The organism is Lentzea cavernae (assembly GCF_014653695.1).
Taxonomy (GTDB): domain Bacteria; phylum Actinomycetota; class Actinomycetes; order Mycobacteriales; family Pseudonocardiaceae; genus Lentzea; species Lentzea cavernae.
This window is the reverse complement of sequence record NZ_BNAR01000003.1, coordinates 229,027-246,695: the sequence shown is the minus strand read 5'-3', so window position 1 is coordinate 246,695 and position 17,669 is coordinate 229,027. Positions and strand designations below refer to the sequence as shown.

Here is a 17,669-nt window from a genome sequence, read left to right as displayed (position 1 = left end):
TCCAAACGGGTATGGTCCCTGGTCATGGTCACCATGCGGGATGTCGCGGCTCTCGCGGGGGTCTCCATCACCACGGTGTCACACGTGATCAACGAGACGAGGCCGGTCGCCGGGGACACGCGCGAGCGCGTCCAGAAGGCGATCGACGAGACCGGGTACACGGGGGACGCCATCGCGCGTTCGCTGGTCATGGGCGGCACCAAGTCGCTGGGCCTCGCCGTGTCGCTGGTCTCCCACCCGTACTTCGCCGAGCTGATCGCCGCCATCGAGTCCGAGGCGACTCGCAGCGGCTATTCGCTCGTGCTGATCGACACGAGGGACACCCCCGAGTCCGAGCAGACAGCGGTCAGAATGCTGCGCTCGCGAAGAGTCGACGGGTTGCTGCTCACACCCTCGGCCGGCGGCGGGAGCCTCGTGCTGCCGGAGCTCAAGAGACTCAACATCCCGACCGTGCTCGTCGACCGGCTGACCGTCGCCAAGGACATCGACCAGGTCGGGCCGGAGAACGTGCAGGCCACGTCGGGCCTGGTCAGGCACCTGGCTGAACTCGGTCACCGGCGGATCGGCATCGTCTGCGGCAAGGCGGGCGTGGCGACGACCGAGGAGCGCATCCTCGGCTACCGCCTCGGCCTCGGCCGCGCTGGCCTGAAGTGGGACGAGGCGCTGGTCTCGCAGAGCGGCTGGCTCGCGCCGCTGCTCGACCAGGACGACCCGGCGACGGCCGTCGTCGCGGCGGACCACCTCGTCACCGTCGGCATGCTGCACGAACTGCGCGCCCGCGGTCTCAAGCTCGGCACGGACCTGGCGGTCGTCGCCTACGACGAGGTCGAGTGGGCCACGTTGATCGAACCGCCGCTCACCACCCTGGCCCAGCCGGTCGAGGAGATCGGGCGGACCGCGGTGAAGCTGCTGCTCTCCCGGATCGCGGACCCGGACAGGGCTCCGGAGACCATCCGGCTCTCGCCCTCCCTCATGCACAGGCAGTCCTGCGGATGCTGATCCCCGGGCTCGTCTCGGTGACGTTCCGTCAGCTCACGGTCGAGGAGATCGGTGAGCTCGCGACGGAGTGCGGGCTGCAGGCCGTCGAGTGGGGCGGCGACGTGCACGTGCCGCCCGGTGACTTCGCGGCGGCGCGCAGGGCGCTCGACACCGGCCTGAAGGTCGCCGCGTACGGGTCGTACTACCGCGCCGGCGTGTCCGACCGGGCCGACCTGGCGCCGATCCTCGAGACGGCGGCCGAACTGGACGCGCCGTTCGTGCGGGTCTGGGCGGGCACGGCCGGGTCGCAGGAGTGCCCCGACCGCGGGCCGGTGGTCGAGGCGTTGCGGCACGCCGTCGAACACGCCGAGGCGATGGGCACGAAGATCGCACTGGAGTACCACCGGAACACGCTGACCGACACGCTCGACTCGACGGTGCAGCTGCTCGACGAGGTCGACGGCGTGGTGTCGTACTGGCAGCCCAGCGGCGGCCAGGACGTGTTCTCGGCCGTGCACGAGGTGCGGACGCTGGAACCGGTGACGGCCCACGTCTTCTCGTGGGGCCCCGGCGGCTTCCAGGACCGCTTGCCCCTCGCCGAGCGCCGTGACCTGTGGAAGCCGGTGCTCACGGAGCTCGCGCGCGACGGGATCGAGCGCAACGCGCTGCTGGAGTTCGTGCTCGACGACTCGCCGGAGCGGTTCCGCGAGGACGCCAAGGCGTTGCTGGGCTGGATCAGGCAGTAGCGACGTCCAGGCCGTGCCGTTCGAGCAGGGCGGCCGCCTCCAGGCACATCCAGCCACCGAGCTGGACGGACAGGTCGCGGCCCTCGCCCTCGTCGGCCGGCACGGTCCACTCCGGACCGAACAACGGCCCGCTGACGGCCATCACGCGGTTGGTCCACGCCGCTTCCGCCGACTGCACCACGAGTTCCCTGGCGAGGTCCGCCGTCACGGCCCGGTCGGGGTCGAGGTCGGGGATGGTCAGCGCGGCCTGGGCGAGGTAGCGCGTCAGGATTCCCGCGAACAGGCCGCCGTCGCCACCGCCCTGGCCCTTGATCACGCCGTTGGTCGCCAGGTCGTCGTGCACCGCGGTGATCGTGCGGGCGGCCTTGTCGAGCCACTTCTCGGCCTGGCCGTGCTTCGCCAGTTCGACGCACGCGCCGATGAGAACGCCTTGGCAGTACGTGTAGATGTTCTTCTCGTACTCGCGGATCTCGCCGTTGGGGTGGACGTGCAGACCGTCCCACGCGAGACCGTTGCCGGGGTCGATCAGGTTGTCCTCGACCCAGTCCACGATGGACCGCGCGCGGGCGAGGTCGGTGCGTTCGTCCTGGCGGGCCAGGAAGATCGCCGCCGGGCCGTTCGCGGGGACGTTCTTGAAGTCGTCGTTGCGCTTCCACCAGATGCCACCGCCGGCGTGATCGGTCCAGCCGTCGCGCAGCCGTTCGGCGATCGCGTTCAGCGCCTTGGGCTTCGCGATGCCGACGTCGTTCTGGGCGCGTTGCAGGGCGAGGCCGAGCCAGGCGACGTCGTCGTAGAAGTCGTTGGTCCAGCCCAGGACGTTGCGGACCCGGATGCCCCGCACGACCTTGGCCACGGCGGCCTTGCGCAGCTCGCTGGGCGAGCGCAGGTAACCGTCGACCAGGCAGTCGAGCAGGTGCGCCTGCCACCAGTAGTTGAAGCTCGTGTGGATCTTGTCCTTAAACAGCGGGGGCCACGCCCTCGCACCCAGGAGCGTGCCCGGCACACCCCAGACCCGACGGAGGTGCCTGGAGTACACGGCGCGCTCTGCGACACCCGCGCGCGCTGCCAGCAGTTTCGCGATCGCCACCAGATCATGGTGCGTGCTTGACCGGTCAAGAAGCTCGGTGAATCGCCCAGTGGTACAGGCCCATGGCCACAGAAGTTGTCAGGTTGTAACTGCTGACCTTCTCGCGCATGGGCAGCCGGACGATCCTGGTCGCCTTGCGCCGGACCTCGTCGGAGAGCCCGTGGCGCTCCGAGCCGAACGCCAGCACGGCGTCGTCGGGGATCGGGCCCTTCAGCAGGTCACCGTCCGCGTCGAACGCGATGAGCTCACCGGCGAAGTCGAGGCTCGTGACCTTGGCGACCGGCAGCGCGAAGTGCAGGCCGGCAGATCCGCGCAGCACGTTGGGGTGCCACGGGTCGACGTCACCGGTCGAGATCACGCCACCTGCGTCGAGGCCGGCGGCCACTCGGATCGCGGCACCGAAGTTGCCCAGGTTGCGCGGGTTGTCGAGCAGGACGACCGGCGCGCCGCGGTCGAACGGCAGGTCGGGCTGCTCCGCGAACCCGGCCACGCCCGTCGGGTGCGTGCGGCCGACCCGGAGCTTGAAGTGGTTCTGGTCCACCTCGGTGGCGGCCTCGAACCGCTCGCGCAGATCAGGTGCGTGCGTCTCGGCGAGGCTGATCGCGGCGGCGAGGTCCGTCGTGATCAGCGGGTGCACGCCGGCGCCGAAGCGCAAAGCGTGCTTAACAGCGTGAAAGCCTTCGAGCAGCACGGTGACCAGCATAGAAGCCGATCCACGAGACGATCACGATCGTCCCCAGCACCAGCTGGACCAGCATCGACGCGCTCTCCGGGTACCAGACGCCGTCGATGTAGTGGTCGATGAACCCGGTCTCGAGCACCGGCATCCCGGCCATGGCCCGCAGGTCGTTCTCCCACACCGTGAGCGGGCACACGGTCGGCGTGACGATGCTCAGCACGGCCCACGCGCCCATCGCCAGGTGCGGGTAGATGACCCACCGCCAGCGCCACGCGAGGAAACCACCCGCGAGCAGGAACGCCAGCACCGTGAAGTGCAGCGCCACGACCGCCTCGGCGAAGAATCCAGCCATTCGCACCACCCCGTCCTCCAGACTAGGACGGGGTGGCTCGAAGCGCTCTGGATAAAACCTCAGGCGAGTCCGAGGTCGTTCAGGTCGAGCAGGTAGCGGTACTGCAGACCCTCGGCCTCGATGGCCTCCTTGGCGCCCGTGCCGCGGTCGACGACCGTGGCCACGCCGATGACGTCGGCACCGTGCTCGCGCAGCGCCGCGACAGCCGTGAGGACCGAACCACCCGTGGTGGAGGTGTCCTCGACCGCGAGCACGCGCTGGCCGCGCACGTCGATGCCCTCGATCTGCCGCTGCATGCCGTGCGCCTTGTTCGCCTTGCGCACGACGAACGCGTCGAGCACGTCACCGTCAGCCCCGGCGGAGTGCATCATCGCGTAGGCGACGGGGTCCGCACCGAGCGTGAGACCGCCGACGGCGACGAAGTCCCAGTCCGACGTGAGCTGCCGCAGCAGCTTGCCGATCAACGGCGCCGCCGCGTGGTGCAGCGTCGCCCGCCGCAGGTCGACGTAGTAGTCGGCTTCCTTGCCGCTCGACAGGGTCACCTTGCCGTGCACCACGGCCAATTCGCTCACGAGGCGAGCGAGTTCCGACTTAGCGTTCGCGTCCAAGACCACTTCAGTTCGCACGGGTCGTCAGCCTCGCACACGCCGCTCAGGTGCGCCCACGGCCACCCGCGAACCGCGACGCCATCCTGCGCACGAGCGCCCGCGGCAGCAGCCTCGAGACGGTCACGATCGCCTTGTACTGCGCGCCGGGGATCGACAGCGGCTTGCCGCGGCGCAGGTCGCGCAGACCCTCGTGCACGAGCTTGTCGGCGTCGACGTAGAGCCAGTTCGGCGTCTTCGACATGTCGATCTTCGCGCGCTTGTGGAACTCGGTCCGCACGAAACCGGGGGCGAGCGCCATGACCCGCACGCCGGTGCCCTCCGCCGCGAGCGCGATGCCCTCGGAGAACGCCGTCACCCACGCCTTGTCGGCGCTGTAGCTGGTGCCGCGGCCGGGCAGGAAGCTGGCGACGCTGGACACGTTGATCACGTCGCCCTTGCCGCGCGCGATCATCGCCGGGAGCGCGGCCCTGGTCAGGCGCAGCACCGTGGCGACGTTGACGTCGAGCTGGGCCTGCAGCTTCTCGACGTCCGCGTCGAAGAACTCACCGGTGTTCGCGAAGCCCGCGTTGTTGACCAGCAGGTCCACGGCCGACTCCGCCAGCCGCTGCTCGACCTTCAGGCGGTCCTGCGGGTCGCTCAGGTCGGCCGGCAGGACGTCGACGTTCACGCCGTGGCGGTCGTGCAGCTTCTTCGCGAGTTCCTCGAGCGCGGGCGCGGTGCGCGCGACCAGAACGAGGTCGTACCCCTCCGCCGCGAGCCTGCGCGCGAACGCGGCTCCGATCCCGACGGTCGATCCGGTCACCAGTGCGGTTGGCATACCGAACGGTAACCGGAAAGCGATACGGCTCCTAGGGCACAGGCCCTAGGGCTGCTTGCGGCCGAACGACGGGCGGTAGACCTCGCCGCCCTCGTCTTCCTCCGCCACCGGCTCCTCCTCGCGCTCGGAGGGGTCCGGGTCGAACGGGTCGATGACGTCCGCGAGCTCACCGACGTCGCGCAGCAGCCGTTCGAGGCGCGCGGGCGACGAGTTGGGCGGCGCGGCGGCCAGCACCCAGTCGTTCTCCATCCAGACGACCGTGACGTCGCCGCCGATCTCCTCGGCTGCGTCGATCAGGTCCGGGGTGATGACCTTGCGGGCGGCCGGCACGTCCGTGACGAACGCGTACCGCGACCCCACCGGCCCGAGCAGGTCGGGCATCGGCATCTTGTCGTTGTCGCGCTGGAACGGCACGGTCGACAGCCACAGCTCGATCACCACCGACAGCGCCCTGCGGCAGCGCACGCCGACCAGCACCGAGTTGACCTTGCCGCCGGTCTCGTGGTCGAGGACGTAGACCTGCCTGCGGCCGTCCGCGGTGAAGGTGGAGCCCGCGACGACGTCACGGGCGAGGCCCGTGCCGTAGTACGCGATGGCCCCGGCTTCCCACCGGGTCGGCAGCACGTGGTCTGTCTCCTCGAACTGCCAGCCGCGCAGGGCAGCCCAACGGCGCCGTTCACGATTTCGTGCGGTTCGTTGCGCCCGGTCGGTCGCGAGCAGGGCGAACCCCGCCACACCCGCCACCGCGGCGACGGTGAACCAGACCCACGCCGGTATGCCCACAGCTGAAGCCTAGTGGGTCGGGGGCGTGGAACGAAGATCACTTCCGCGCGTCGTGACCCGGCCGTGCCTTTCCTCAGGTCAAGAGGTCCATGGCCGCCCGGCTCGCGTCGTCCGCCGGGCGGTAGACCACCAGCAACTGGTCCGGGTCCTGCGTCGGCGTGAGCGTCTCGAACCGCAGGGTGATCTCACCTGCGCGTGGATGACGCATCACCTTGTGGCCACGACCGTTGTGCCTCACGTCCCCTGTGGACCACAACCTGGCGAATTCCTCGTCACCGGTGGCACATTCGGCGATGAGGTCCGCCAGCACCCGGTCGTCCGGGTGCGCGGCCCACGCGGTGCGCAGGTGGGCGACCCCTTCACGCACGACGCGCTCGCGGTCGACGTAGAGCTCGCGGATCTCCGGGTGCAGCAGGCACAGCCAGATGGCGTTGCGGTGCGAGGGCGGCAGCGTGTCGAAGTCGAGCAGCACCTCGACCATCTCGTCGTTCCACGCGAGGAGGTCGAAGCGGTGGTTCATCACCATGGCCGGTCGCGGTGACAGGTCCGCGACGAGCTGGACCAGCGACGGCGCCGCCTCCGTGGCGGCCTTCGCCTCCACGCGAGGCCGTTGCCGGGCCAGGCCGAAGAAGTAGGCGCGTTCGTCGCTGTCGAGGCGCAACGCACCGGCCAGCGCCTCCACGACGTCCGCCGACGGCCGCAGCCCGCGGGCCTGCTCGAGCCGCACGACGTAGTCGACGCTGACGCCCGCCAGCTCCGCGACCTCCTCCCGGCGCAGCCCAGGAGTGCGTCGTTGCCGGCGCACAGGCAGGCCGAGCTGGGCCGGATCCAACCGTTCGCGCCTGCTCCTGAGGAACGAGGCCAGCTCTTGCGCCACGTCGGTGACCATGGCCCGTTCAACAGTCCGGGTAGGACCCGTGTTCCCAGGAAGTTCCTTCCCTTACCCCCGTCGTGCGGCGATCGCAGGCTGGTGGCACACCACTTCAAGGGGAGGAACACCGTGCTGGACACCTACCGGCTGCTGGGCCGTTCCGGACTGCGGGTCTCACCGCTGGCCCTGGGCACGGCGACCTTCGGCAACGAGTGGGGCTGGGGCTCCTCGCCGGACGACGCGCGCAGGCTGTTCGAGATCTACGTGGAGCGCGGCGGCAACTTCATCGACACCGCAGCCTCCTACGGCGGTTCGGAGGAGATGCTGGGCGAGCTCGTGCGGGGCCGTCGTCCCGGCCTCGTGCTGGCGACGAAGTACTCGACCCTGCGCACCCCCGGCGACCCGAACTCCGGCGGCTCCCACCGCAAGAACCTGTTCGCGTCCGTGGAGACCAGCCTGCGCCGCCTGGGCACGGACCACGTGGACCTGCTGTACGTGCACGTCTGGGACGCGTCGACGCCGTTCGACGAGGTGCTGCGCGGCCTGGACGACCTGGTCCGGCAGGGCAAGGTCCTGTACGTGGGCATGTCCAACACCCCGGCCTGGGAGATCTCCCGCATGCAGGCGGTCGCCGACCTGCGCGGCTGGTCATCGCTGGTGGCGCTGCAGATCGAGTACAGCCTCATCAACCGCGGCGGGGAACGCGACCTGATCCCGATGGCGCGGGCGCTGGGACTGGGCGTGTCGCCGTTCTCACCGCTGGGCGGCGGCGTGCTGTCCGGCAAGTACTCCTCGCCCGCCGCGGACACCGGCAGCACCCGCAGGAGCTTCAACGCCGGGCTGGGCATGGTCACCGAGCGCACGCTGGCGATCGCCGACGCCGTGCGGGAGGTGGCCGTGGAGGTGGAGCGCACGCCCGCCCAGGTCGCGCTGGCGTGGAACCTCCGGCAGCCCGGCGTGACGGCGCCCGTGATCGGTGCTCGCACACCTGAGCAGCTGCAGGGGAACCTGGGCGCGCTGGAGGTCTCGCTGACGGACGAACAGGTGGCGCGGCTCGACGCGGTGAGCGCGATCGAGCTCGGTTACCCGCACGACATGCTCACCGGTGACCACATCCGCGCGGTGATGTCGGGCGATTTGAAGGTCGAGAGCCGCTGACTACGCGTGCGGCACCACGACGACCTGGTCGGCGTCCTCGTAGACGATCCGGCCGGGGTCGTCGCTCTCCAGCCGCTCCCAGCGCACGCCGTGGGCGTCGAGCAGGGCCAGGTAGCCGGGGACGCGCTCCAGCAGGTGCGCCGCCTCCACCTTGAACCAGGCGACGGCACCGGGGTTGACCTCGCGGTCGTAGACCGTCGGGTCGACCGTCGACGGGTCGGTGTAGGCGGCGTCGTACCAGGCGTTGCCGGCACGCATGAACGCTTCTTGTTCGCCGGTGAGCCGGCCACCGCGGCGCAAGCCGTTGGCCAGCCCGAAGATCCCGGAGAAGCCGCCTCTGGAGTTGGCCTCGACCGCCTGGTACCTGACATAGCGAAGATCCCCCACGAGACCCGAACCTACAGGTCTCGCGGGGGATCCCGACGTCACGCGGTGCGGCCCACGATCAGGCCGCTGTTGTCGTCCAGCACGTCGACCCGGACCGTGTCGCCGTCCCGCACCTCACCGGCCAGCAGCTCCTTGGCCAGCTGGTCGCCGATCGCCGACTGCACGAGCCGCCGCAGCGGCCGGGCGCCGTAGATCGGGTCGAAGCCGTTGAGCGCCAGCCAGTCGCGGGCGGACGCCGTGACGTCCAGCGTCAGGCGCCGGGCCGCGAGGCGGTCCGCCAGCCTGGCGATCTGGATGTCCACGATGGACGTCAGCTCCTCGGTGGCGAGCGCGTGGAACACCACGACGTCGTCCAGCCGGTTCAGGAACTCCGGCTTGAAGTGCCGCTGCACCACGGCCATCACCGCGTCGCGGCGCTCCCGGTCGGTGAGCGACGGGTTCACGATGGTCTGCGAGCCCAGGTTCGACGTGAGCACCAGGATCGTGTTGCGGAAGTCGACCGTGCGGCCCTGTCCGTCCGTGAGCCGGCCGTCGTCGAGAACCTGCAGCAGGACGTCGAACACGTCCGGGTGCGCCTTCTCGACCTCGTCCAGCAGCACGACGGAGTACGGGCGGCGGCGGACCGACTCGGTGAGCTGGCCGCCCTGGTCGTAGCCGACGTAGCCGGGAGGCGCACCGACCAGGCGGGCCACCGAGTGCTTCTCGGAGTACTCGCTCATGTCGATGCGGATCATCGCCCGCTCGTCGTCGAACAGGAACGACGCCAGCGCCTTCGCGAGCTCCGTCTTGCCGACGCCGGTGGGGCCGAGGAACAGGAACGAGCCCGTCGGGCGGTCCGGGTCGGCGACTCCGGCGCGCGTCCTGCGCACCGCGTCCGACACGACGCGCACGGCCTCGGCCTGGCCCACGACGCGGCGGCCGAGCTCGTCCTCCATGCGGAGCAGCTTGGCGGTCTCGCCTTCCAGCAACCGGCCCGCGGGGATGCCGGTCCACGCCGCCACCACGTCCGCGACGTCGTCCGGGCCGACCTCCTCCTTGAGCATCGCGGCGTCCTGAGTGGACTCGGCGGCGACCGCGAGTTCCTTCTCCAGCTCGGGAATCCGGCCGTAGCGCAGTTCGGCGGCACGGCCGAGGTCGCCGTCGCGCTCAGCGCGTTCGGACTCGCCGCGCAACGACTCCAGCTGCTCCTTCAGGCCGCGCACGCGGTCGATGGAGCCCTTCTCGTTCTGCCAGCGGGCGGTGAGGCCTGCCAGTTCCTCGCGCTTCTCCGCGAGCTCGGCGCGCAGCGCGTGCAGCCGTTCGACCGACGCCGCGTCGGACTCCTTCGCGAGCGCCATCTCCTCGATCTCGAGGCGGCGCACGGCGCGTTCGACGGTGTCGATCTCGACGGGACGGGAGTCGATCTCCATGCGCAGCCGGGACGCGGCCTCGTCGACGAGGTCGATGGCCTTGTCCGGCAGGAAGCGCGCGGTGATGTAGCGGTCCGAAAGCGTGGAGGCGGCGACGAGCGCGGCGTCCGTGATGCGCACACCGTGGTGCACCTCGTAACGCTCCTTGAGCCCGCGCAGGATGCCGACCGTGTCCTCCACCGACGGCTCGCCGACCAGCACCTGCTGGAAGCGGCGCTCCAGGGCGGCGTCCTTCTCGATGTGCTCGCGGTACTCGTCCAGGGTCGTGGCACCGACCATGCGCAACTCACCGCGGGCGAGCATCGGCTTGATCATGTTGCCGGCGTCCATCGCCGACTCCCCGGTCGCGCCGGCACCGACGATCGTGTGCAGCTCGTCGATGAACGTGATGACCTGCCCGGCCGAGTCGGTGATCTCCTTGAGAACGGCCTTGAGCCGCTCCTCGAACTCACCGCGGTACTTGGCGCCCGCGACCATCGAGCCGAGGTCCAGGGACACGACCTTCTTGCCGCGCAACGACTCCGGCACGTCACCGGCCACGACGCGCTGCGCCAGGCCCTCGACGATCGCCGTCTTGCCGACACCGGGCTCGCCGATCAGCACCGGGTTGTTCTTGGTGCGCCGCGACAGCACCTGCACGACCCGCCGGATCTCGGCGTCACGGCCGATCACGGGGTCGAGCTCGCCCTTGCGCGCACGTTCGGTCAGGTCGACGCCGTACTTCTCCAGCGCCTTGTAGGTGCCCTCGGGATCGGCCGACGTCACCCGCGCCGACCCGCGCACCTTGGCGAACGCCTCGGTCAGCGCGTCGGGCGTGGCACCGTGGCGCCGCAGCAGGTCGGCCACCTGGCCACCGTGCTGCGCGAGCCCGACCAGCAGGTGCTCGGTCGACACGTACTCGTCGCCCATCTCGGTCGCGAGCTCCTGCGCCTTGCCGATCACCCGCACGGCGTCGCGCGACAGCTGCGGGGCGGACACGGTGGAACCGGAAGCGCTCGGCAGCGACCGGGAGAGCTGCTCGAGCTCCTTGCGCACCTGCGTCGCGTCAGCGCCGACCGCTTCGAGCAACGGCGCGGTCAACCCGTCCGTCTGCGCCAGCAGCGCACTGAGCAGGTGCACGGAACCCACGTCCGGGTTCCCGTTGAGCGTCGCGGCCTGCACCGCCGCGGAAACGGCCTGCTGCGTCTTGGTCGTCGGGTTGAAAGCGTCCATTCCTCCACCTCGTGGTCAGCCTCCAGCATGGACCATCATGCAGCACAACGTCAGAAAAGTTGAGCGTGTTCCGCTCAACCTTGAAATCGGTCCAGATCACACGCCGACTAGGCGAAGATCAGCTCATGACGTCCATCATCCACAGCATCACCGTCGACACGCGCGACTCCTACGAGATCGCCTCGTGGTGGAGCAAGGTCCTGGGCCTGCCGTTGCACCCCGACGACAACCCCGGCGACCCGGAGTCCCTCATCGAGATGCCGAACGGCATCCGCTACCTGTTCATCAACGTGCCCGAGGGCAAGGACCTCAAGAACCGCCTGCACCTCGACCTGCAGCCCACCGACGCCACCCGCGACGAGGAGGTGGAACGCCTGGTGGGCATCGGCGCGACGGTCTTCGACGATCAGCGCAGGCCGGACGGCACCGGCTGGGTCACCCTGCGCGACCCGGAGGGCAACGAGTTCTGCGTGGAACGCAGCGCAGCCGAACGCGCCGCGACCTCCTGACCACTGTCACTCGAAAGCACCAACGGCTTGTCCACAACGGTCCCTGAGTTGTCCACAATCCGCAGGTCAGTATCCACAGGAGAGTGCAGCTCAGTCGCGACCGTCCGTGCACCAGAACCCGTTGGAGTGACAACCTCGTCGTCCACCGAGTCCCGCAACGGCTGCTCCTTGATCAGCAGCACCGCGATCACCGTGAACACCGCGAGACCGGCGGCGATGAGGAACAACTCACCCATCGCGTCCCCGTAGGAGTTCCGCACCGCGGGGGAGAGGGACCCCGGGTCGAGCGTCTTCGTGCTCACCTGGGCCGCCAGCACGGCCCCGAGCACCGAGACGCCGGCCGTCCCACCCAGCGACCGCAGGAACGTGGCCGTGGAACTGGCCGCTCCGAGATCGGCCATCCCCACACCGTTCTGCACGGCCAGCACCAGGTTCTGCATGGTGAGCCCCAGCCCGACACCGACCAGCGCCAGGTAGGCCCCCATCAACACCAGGTTCGTCCCGTGGTCGATCGTCCCGAGCAACGTCAACCCCACGACCAGCGAGAACGCCCCCCACACCAGGTAGCTCTTCCACCTGCCGCTCTTGGCGATCAACTGCCCGCTGACCGTCGACGAGATGCTCAGCCCCAACACCAACGGCACCGTCAACAACCCGGCCTTGGTGGGCGAGAACCCCCGCGCGATCTGAAAGTACTGCCCCATGAACACCGACGCCCCGAACATCGCCGTACCAACGGCAACACCCCCGAGCATCGCCAGCACCACGGTCCGATTCTTGAACAGGTGCAGCGGAATGATCGGCGCGGACGCCCGCCGCTCGACGAAGTAGGCCCCCACGATCGCCAGCACCGCCCCACCGACGAACAGCGCGCTCTCCCCGCTGACCCAGGCGAAGTCCTTGCCCGCGAACGACACCCACATCAGCACCAGGCTCACACCACCGGTGATCAACGTGGCCCCGAGGTAGTCGATCTTCACGTGCTGCTTCTTGACCGGCAGGTGCAACGTCTTGTGCAACACGCCCAGCGCCACCAGCGCCAACGGCACGCAGACGAAGAAACACCACCGCCACCCCGGCCAGTCCACCAGGAACCCACCGACCAACGGCCCGCCCACGGTCCCGGCGGAGATCACCATCCCGGTGTACCCGCTGTACCGCCCACGCTCACGAGGACTCAGCAGCGCACCGACGACCACCTGCCCCAGCGCCTGCACACCACCCATCCCGAGCCCCTGCACGACCCGGAACCCGATGAGCTGCTCCATGTTCTGACTGAACCCGGCCGCCACAGACCCGACGACGAACAACACGATCGCCGCCTGCAGCAACTTCTTCTTGTCGAACAGGTCCGCCAACTTGCCCCACAGGGGCGTGCTGGCCGTGGACGCCAGCAACATGGACGTGATGACCCACGTGTACTGGGTCTGCGTGCCCTTCAGGTCGGCCAGGATCGTCGGGAGAGCGTTCGAGACGATGGTGGAACTCAGAATGGCAACCAGCAGCGCTACCCAGATGCCTGACAGCGCTTCGAGGATCTCCCGATGCGACGAGGGCCGACTCAAACCGGCACACCTCCAGTAATTAGTTGATGTCATACAACTATATCTGGAGATAGTTAGCTAGGCCAACTAAATCGGTGGCTGATACGTCACACCAGAGTCACGCCGCCCACTAGAGCCCAGATCGCACGCGAAGCCGAAGGCGAGCCGTCCTTAGCAAACGGCTTGGGCGGTGGGGTCCCGTCACGAGTCGCGCCACAGCTCTTGCTGCATGCAGGTAGGGGTGTCAACTCGACGCGCTTTTTGTCGAGTTGACACCCCTACCTGCATGTGGCCAGCTCCTGGTGCGGCTTGTGACGGGACCCCACCGCCAACGCAACCACGAACTCAACGCGCAGCCGCCCAACGCAACAGGCGTGCCATCAACCTGCTCACGGCGCTACCCCCCGATCAGATTGCCGGGGGTCTGGGGGCAGAGCCCCCAGAGGAAGCACTCAACGCAACGGGCCGCCCGCAAGGCGACCCACCCGCGACAACGCGAACACGACCACGTCAGCCCTCAGCCGGACTCATCTTGTCCGCCTTCACCCCGAAGAAGTCCCCACCCTTCCTCTTCGCATCATCCGTCCCCCAGTGCCGAACCCGATCCACCGGCACCATCCGCGGGATGTGCTTCCGACAGTGGATGTAGGCCTCCTGCACCTCCACCACCACCCACCGCTCAACCTTCTTCCCCCCAGGCTCCCCAGCCCCTTCATCCCCATCACCGGCAAGCTCAGCGAACTCCTCCACCGGAGCAATCCGAGCCCGCCCGTTCACGTGCAACCCGATCAGATCCTCCGCAAAGTCCACCATCAACATCCCGACGTGCGGGTTCTCCATGATGTTCCCGAGGGACGCCATCACCCCGTTCCCCCGGTACTCCGGATACACAACGGTCCGCGAGTCGACCACCCGGATGAACCCAGCCGCCCCAGCCCGCAACGACGAGTCGCACTCCCCGTCAGCATCAGCAGTCGAGATGAACGCCATCTCCATCCGACCAACGAACTCCGCCATCGCCGGATTCAGATGATCCAGAACCTGGTCCGAGTAGAAGCGTGTAGCGCGATCGGACGTCTCCAGGGCACATTGGAGGAAGTGCTCACCCCGTGAGCCAGGAAGTTCGACACGGTCGGGTGAGGTGGTTTCAGTCAGTTCAGGCAGGGACACGCGGCCAACCCAAGCACGCAAGCGCGCAAGCCGGTACAGACGGACCCTCACATTCACACTGTTGCGGTAACAACTACTCACCTAGAGTGACCATGCTTCGCTCGAAGGTGGCATCAAGGGGTCAAACAGCTCGAACAGGGGTTACTGTCCACCCTGTCGGGGGACGGATGCTTGACGAGGACGTACGGTGCCTTGCCGGGCACCACTGAGAACGCCGATGAGAACGTGGAGACTGCGCGCGGACCATGACTGCGAACGCTGTGCTGAGCCCCATCCCTACCCCGCCTCACCGAGAGCCACCCCCCGGCGTCACCGCGATGGTGCGGATGATCCGGGAGAGCTTCGCGGTGGTGGAGCCGCACTCCGAAGAAGTGGCGAAGTTCTTCTACGGAATGCTCTTCTCGCTCTCGCCTGCCACACGCGAGATGTTCCCCGCGAACATGGAGGTGCAACGCAGCCGTCTGCTGCGCGCCCTCGTGCACGTGGTGCAGATGGTCGACCGCCCGGACGACCTCATCCCCTTCCTGCGTCAGCTGGGTCGTGACCACCGGAAGTTCGGTGTCATCAACGTCCACTACGAGGCGGTCGGGACCGCACTGCTGTCCGCGGTGAAGAAGTTCTCCGGTGCCGCCTGGACGCCGAAGGTCGAGATGGCGTGGGCCGAGGCCTACACCCTCATGGCCAGGGCGATGCAGGAGGCGGCCGACGCCGACAACGGGCCCGCCTACTGGCACGCGACGGTGCTGGAGCACCAGCGCGTCTCGTGGGACCTGGCCGTCGTGCGCCTGCAGCCGGACCACCCGGTCAGCTACAAGGCCGGTCAGTACGTCAGCGTGGAGACGCCGCAGCGCAAGCGCCTGTGGCGGTACTACTCGCCGGCGAACGCCCCGCGCGAGGACGGCGTCATCGAGTTTCACATCCGGTCCGTGGACGGCGGCTGGGTGTCGCGCTCGGTGGTCGGCCACACGCAGGCCGGTGACACGTGGCGCATCGGACCGCCCATGGGACGTCTCTCGGTCGACCGCACGTCCGGGACCGACATCCTGATGGTGGCCGGTGGCACGGGTGTCGCGCCGATGCACGCCATGATCGACGAGATGGCGCAGTACGGCGAGAACCCGCGCGTGCACCTGTTCTACGGCGGCCGAACCCGCGAGGACCTCTACGACCTGGACAACCTGCAGCGCATCGCGACCACGAACCCGTGGCTCACGGTCGTGCCGGTGCTGGAGTCCGATCCCGGCGTCCGGGGTGTCGAGCAGGGCAGCCTCGCCGACGTGGTCACGCGCTACGGAGCCTGGGAGGACCGCGACGTCCTGGTCTGCGGCAGTCCCGCCATGATCAGGTCGACGGTGTCCCGCATGCTCGTCGCCGGAACTCCGCTCGACCGGATCAAGTACGACCCGTTCACGCTGGACTAAACTCGGCACGTCGTAAGCGACTGGCGTGCCGAGGGTGGAACTGACCACCGGGAAGCGACGGCCGAGCGCACCGAACGCCTGGGTGCCCGGCACGGAGTGATGCCGTGCTGCGCGAAGTCGATCCCGAGATCGCCACCCTGATCCAGGCCGAGGAACGTCGTCAGGCCCGCAAGCTGCGCATGATCGCGTCGGAGAACGACGTGTCGGCGGCCGTGCTTGAGGCAACAGGCTCGGTGCTGACGAACAAGTACTCCGAGGGCTACCCCGGCAAGCGGTACTACGAGGGCCAGCAGGTCATCGACCAGGTCGAACTGCTGGCGCAGGACCGCGCGAAGGCGCTCTTCGGCGTCGACCACGCGAACGTCCAGCCGTACTCGGGCTCCCCGGCGAACCTCGCCGTCTACCTGGCGTTCCTGCAGCCGGGCGACACCGTGATGGGCATGTCCCTGCCGATGGGCGGGCACCTCACGCACGGCTGGAGCGTCTCGGCGACCGGCAAGTGGTTCCGCAGCGTCCAGTACGAGGTCCGCAAGGACACCGGACGCGTCGACATGGACGACGTCCGCACGCTCGCGCTGGCGCAACGCCCGAAGGTGATCTTCTGCGGCGGCACGGCGATCCCGCGCACCATCGACTTCCCGGCGTTCGCCGAGATCGCGAACGAGGTCGGCGCGCTCCTGGTCGCCGACATCGCGCACATCGCGGGTCTCGTCGCTGGCGGCTCGCACCCGTCGCCGGTCGGGCACGCGCCGGTGATCACCACGACCACGCACAAGACGCTGCGCGGCCCGCGCGGCGCCATGATCCTCACCGACGCCGAGCACGCGAAGGCGGTCGACCGGGCGATCTTCCCCGGTCTGCAGGGCGGCCCGCACAACCACACCACCGCCGCGATCGCGGTGGCGCTGAAGGAAGCGGCCCAGCCGGAGTTCCGCGAGTACGCGCACCTGATCGTGAAGAACGCGCAGGCGCTCGCGGAGGCGTTGACCGAACGCGGGTTCGACCTGGTGTCCGGCGGCACGGACAACCACCTGGTGCTGATCGACCTGACGTCGAAGCTGATCGGCGGCAAGCCGGCCGCGCAGGCGCTCGACCGGGCGGGCATCGAGCTGAACTACAACGCCGTCCCGTTCGACAGCCGCAAGCCGTTCGACCCGTCCGGCATCCGGCTCGGCACCCCCGGCGTCACCACGCGCGGCCTCAAGCCGGAGCACATGCCGTTGATCGCCGGCTGGATGGACCGCGCGATCGCCGCCCACGACGACGGCGAGGCGCTGGACCGCATCGCCGCCGAGGTCGAGGAGCTACTCGGCTCCGTCGAGTGACCTGACGGCTTCCCGCACGTCACGGAGCGTCCGGCGGGCGATCTCACCGAAGTCCCCGCCGGCCTCCAGCCACTGCTCGTAGCCGTGGTTGAACGCCAGCACGCCGAGTTCCGCGGCCACGGCGGCCTCCAGCTCCGGCACCCCGCGCCGCTTCAGCGCGTCCGTCATCGCGACGGCGAACCCGACCATCTTCAGCGCGGACCGCTCGCGCAGCTCGTCGTTGCTCGCGATCACCGCCAGCCGCTGCGGCCCGTGCGCCCGGCGCTCGTCCGTGAACGTCTCCGCCGTCGCCACCAGCGCCGCCTCGACCGCCACCAGCGGACCCGCCTCCGCGGGCGTTGCGGCGATCGCGCCGACCATCAGCCCGGCCAGCACGTCCTGCCCGCCGAACAGCACCTCGCGCTTGTCCCGGAAGTGCCGGAAGAACGTGCTCTTCGTGAGTCCGGCGCGCTCGGCGATCTGCGCGACCGCGGTGTTCTCGTACCCCTGCTCGCCGAACAGGTCGAGTGCGGCGCGCACCAACCGCTCCCGCGCGTCCGGCTCCCATCGACCCATGCCTCCATCCTAAGTGATGCGACTTGGTCCCATCACTCTGCTACGGTGATGAGACCAA

General features: G+C 69.0%; 18 protein-coding genes and 1 riboswitch. Of the genes, 6 read left to right on the top strand and 12 right to left on the bottom strand.

The genetic code is table 11. The features are described 5' to 3' along the window. Positions 1–24: 24 nt before the first annotated feature. Together IE307_RS11240 and IE307_RS11235 are read left to right on the top strand one after the other, a co-directional pair. Complete coding sequence (locus IE307_RS11240; RefSeq protein WP_191297848.1) at positions 25–999, top strand: LacI family DNA-binding transcriptional regulator; 975 nt, start codon at positions 25–27, stop codon at positions 997–999. Beyond that, positions 993–1,724 carry a sugar phosphate isomerase/epimerase family protein gene (locus tag IE307_RS11235; protein WP_191297847.1) on the top strand — a complete coding sequence of 244 codons (732 nt, stop codon included), beginning with the start codon at positions 993–995 and terminating at the stop codon, positions 1,722–1,724. The genes IE307_RS11240 and IE307_RS11235 overlap by 7 nt, the downstream gene beginning before the upstream one ends. Here IE307_RS11235 and IE307_RS11230 read toward each other — a convergent pair. From IE307_RS11230 to IE307_RS11200, 7 genes are all read right to left on the bottom strand, one after another. Then, positions 1,714–2,811 (bottom strand): glycoside hydrolase family 76 protein, encoded by a 1,098-nt coding sequence (locus IE307_RS11230; RefSeq protein WP_191297846.1) that lies wholly within the window; start codon positions 2,809–2,811, stop codon positions 1,714–1,716. The genes IE307_RS11235 and IE307_RS11230 overlap by 11 nt on opposite strands. Before the next feature lie 25 nt (positions 2,812–2,836). Beyond that, a complete protein-coding gene (locus IE307_RS11225) occupies positions 2,837–3,514 on the bottom strand; it encodes a TrmH family RNA methyltransferase (RefSeq protein ID WP_191297845.1) in 678 nt (225 codons plus the stop codon). Continuing rightward, on the bottom strand, positions 3,474–3,842 hold the full coding sequence (locus IE307_RS11220) for a DUF2784 domain-containing protein (protein ID WP_191297844.1): 369 nt from the start codon (positions 3,840–3,842) through the stop codon (positions 3,474–3,476). Before IE307_RS11220 ends, IE307_RS11225 begins: the two co-directional genes overlap by 41 nt. 59 nt (positions 3,843–3,901) lie before the next feature. After that, positions 3,902–4,456 (bottom strand): orotate phosphoribosyltransferase, encoded by a 555-nt coding sequence (gene pyrE, locus IE307_RS11215; protein WP_191298346.1) that lies wholly within the window; start codon positions 4,454–4,456, stop codon positions 3,902–3,904. A gap of 37 nt (positions 4,457–4,493) precedes the next feature. Next, positions 4,494–5,267 carry an SDR family NAD(P)-dependent oxidoreductase gene (locus IE307_RS11210; protein ID WP_191297843.1) on the bottom strand — a complete coding sequence of 258 codons (774 nt, stop codon included), beginning with the start codon at positions 5,265–5,267 and terminating at the stop codon, positions 4,494–4,496. A gap of 45 nt (positions 5,268–5,312) precedes the next feature. After that, entirely contained in the window at positions 5,313–6,050 is a 738-nt protein-coding gene (locus IE307_RS11205) for a TtfA family protein (RefSeq protein WP_191297842.1), read from the bottom strand. A gap of 73 nt (positions 6,051–6,123) precedes the next feature. Beyond that, the gene (locus IE307_RS11200; RefSeq protein WP_191297841.1) at positions 6,124–6,939 is read right to left on the bottom strand and encodes a helix-turn-helix transcriptional regulator; all 816 of its coding nucleotides are present in this window, start codon (positions 6,937–6,939) and stop codon (positions 6,124–6,126) included. Positions 6,940–7,050: 111 nt separating this feature from the next. Here IE307_RS11200 and IE307_RS11195 point away from each other — a divergent pair, with 111 nt between their 5' ends. After that, positions 7,051–8,079 carry an aldo/keto reductase gene (locus IE307_RS11195; protein WP_191297840.1) on the top strand — a complete coding sequence of 343 codons (1,029 nt, stop codon included), beginning with the start codon at positions 7,051–7,053 and terminating at the stop codon, positions 8,077–8,079. Here IE307_RS11195 and IE307_RS11190 read toward each other — a convergent pair whose 3' ends face one another. Continuing rightward, positions 8,080–8,466 (bottom strand): hypothetical protein, encoded by a 387-nt coding sequence (locus IE307_RS11190; protein ID WP_191297839.1) that lies wholly within the window; start codon positions 8,464–8,466, stop codon positions 8,080–8,082. A 38-nt stretch (positions 8,467–8,504) separates the two neighbouring features. Next, positions 8,505–11,087, bottom strand: coding sequence for an ATP-dependent chaperone ClpB (clpB, locus tag IE307_RS11185; protein WP_191297838.1), 2,583 nt, complete (start codon positions 11,085–11,087; stop codon positions 8,505–8,507). Between the two features lie 125 nt (positions 11,088–11,212). Between clpB and IE307_RS11180 the strand changes: the two genes are divergently transcribed. Continuing rightward, positions 11,213–11,596: a VOC family protein gene (locus IE307_RS11180; RefSeq protein ID WP_191297837.1), complete on the top strand. Its 384-nt coding sequence runs from the start codon at positions 11,213–11,215 to the stop codon at positions 11,594–11,596. Here IE307_RS11180 and IE307_RS11175 read toward each other — a convergent pair. Further along, entirely contained in the window at positions 11,494–13,161 is a 1,668-nt protein-coding gene (locus IE307_RS11175; RefSeq protein ID WP_229904618.1) for an MDR family MFS transporter, read from the bottom strand. The two genes, IE307_RS11180 and IE307_RS11175, sit on opposite strands and share 103 nt — an antisense overlap. Positions 13,162–13,650: 489 nt before the next feature. Then, positions 13,651–14,157: a pyridoxamine 5'-phosphate oxidase family protein gene (locus IE307_RS11170; RefSeq protein WP_191297835.1), complete on the bottom strand. Its 507-nt coding sequence runs from the start codon at positions 14,155–14,157 to the stop codon at positions 13,651–13,653. Positions 14,158–14,627: 470 nt separating this feature from the next. Between IE307_RS11170 and IE307_RS11165 the strand changes: the two genes are divergently transcribed. Beyond that, positions 14,628–15,731 (top strand): FAD-binding oxidoreductase, encoded by a 1,104-nt coding sequence (locus tag IE307_RS11165; protein ID WP_229904693.1) that lies wholly within the window; start codon positions 14,628–14,630, stop codon positions 15,729–15,731. Positions 15,732–15,737: 6 nt separating this feature from the next. Next, positions 15,738–15,822: riboswitch (ZMP/ZTP riboswitch) on the top strand. 13 nt (positions 15,823–15,835) lie between these two features. Further along, positions 15,836–17,056 carry a serine hydroxymethyltransferase gene (gene glyA / locus IE307_RS11160; RefSeq protein ID WP_191297833.1) on the top strand — a complete coding sequence of 407 codons (1,221 nt, stop codon included), beginning with the start codon at positions 15,836–15,838 and terminating at the stop codon, positions 17,054–17,056. Here the strand turns inward: glyA and IE307_RS11155 are convergent. Further along, positions 17,036–17,611: a TetR/AcrR family transcriptional regulator gene (locus IE307_RS11155; protein WP_191297832.1), complete on the bottom strand. Its 576-nt coding sequence runs from the start codon at positions 17,609–17,611 to the stop codon at positions 17,036–17,038. The genes glyA and IE307_RS11155 overlap by 21 nt on opposite strands. Between the last annotated feature and the right edge of the window lie 58 nt (positions 17,612–17,669).

Coding starts and splice junctions, on each gene's coding strand:
- clpB (WP_191297838.1), bottom strand. CDS start 11,087: ATGGACGCTTTCAACCCGACGACCAAGACGCAGCAGGCCGTTTCCGCG.
- IE307_RS11165 (WP_229904693.1), top strand. CDS start 14,628: ATGGTGCGGATGATCCGGGAGAGCTTCGCGGTGGTGGAGCCGCACTCC.
- IE307_RS11180 (WP_191297837.1), top strand. CDS start 11,213: ATGACGTCCATCATCCACAGCATCACCGTCGACACGCGCGACTCCTAC.
- IE307_RS11225 (WP_191297845.1), bottom strand. CDS start 3,514: ATGCTGGTCACCGTGCTGCTCGAAGGCTTTCACGCTGTTAAGCACGCT.
- IE307_RS11235 (WP_191297847.1), top strand. CDS start 993: ATGCTGATCCCCGGGCTCGTCTCGGTGACGTTCCGTCAGCTCACGGTC.
- IE307_RS11210 (WP_191297843.1), bottom strand. CDS start 5,267: ATGCCAACCGCACTGGTGACCGGATCGACCGTCGGGATCGGAGCCGCG.
- IE307_RS11200 (WP_191297841.1), bottom strand. CDS start 6,939: ATGGTCACCGACGTGGCGCAAGAGCTGGCCTCGTTCCTCAGGAGCAGG.
- IE307_RS11220 (WP_191297844.1), bottom strand. CDS start 3,842: ATGGCTGGATTCTTCGCCGAGGCGGTCGTGGCGCTGCACTTCACGGTG.
- IE307_RS11170 (WP_191297835.1), bottom strand. CDS start 14,157: ATGGCGGAGTTCGTTGGTCGGATGGAGATGGCGTTCATCTCGACTGCT.
- IE307_RS11155 (WP_191297832.1), bottom strand. CDS start 17,611: ATGGGTCGATGGGAGCCGGACGCGCGGGAGCGGTTGGTGCGCGCCGCA.
- IE307_RS11240 (WP_191297848.1), top strand. CDS start 25: ATGGTCACCATGCGGGATGTCGCGGCTCTCGCGGGGGTCTCCATCACC.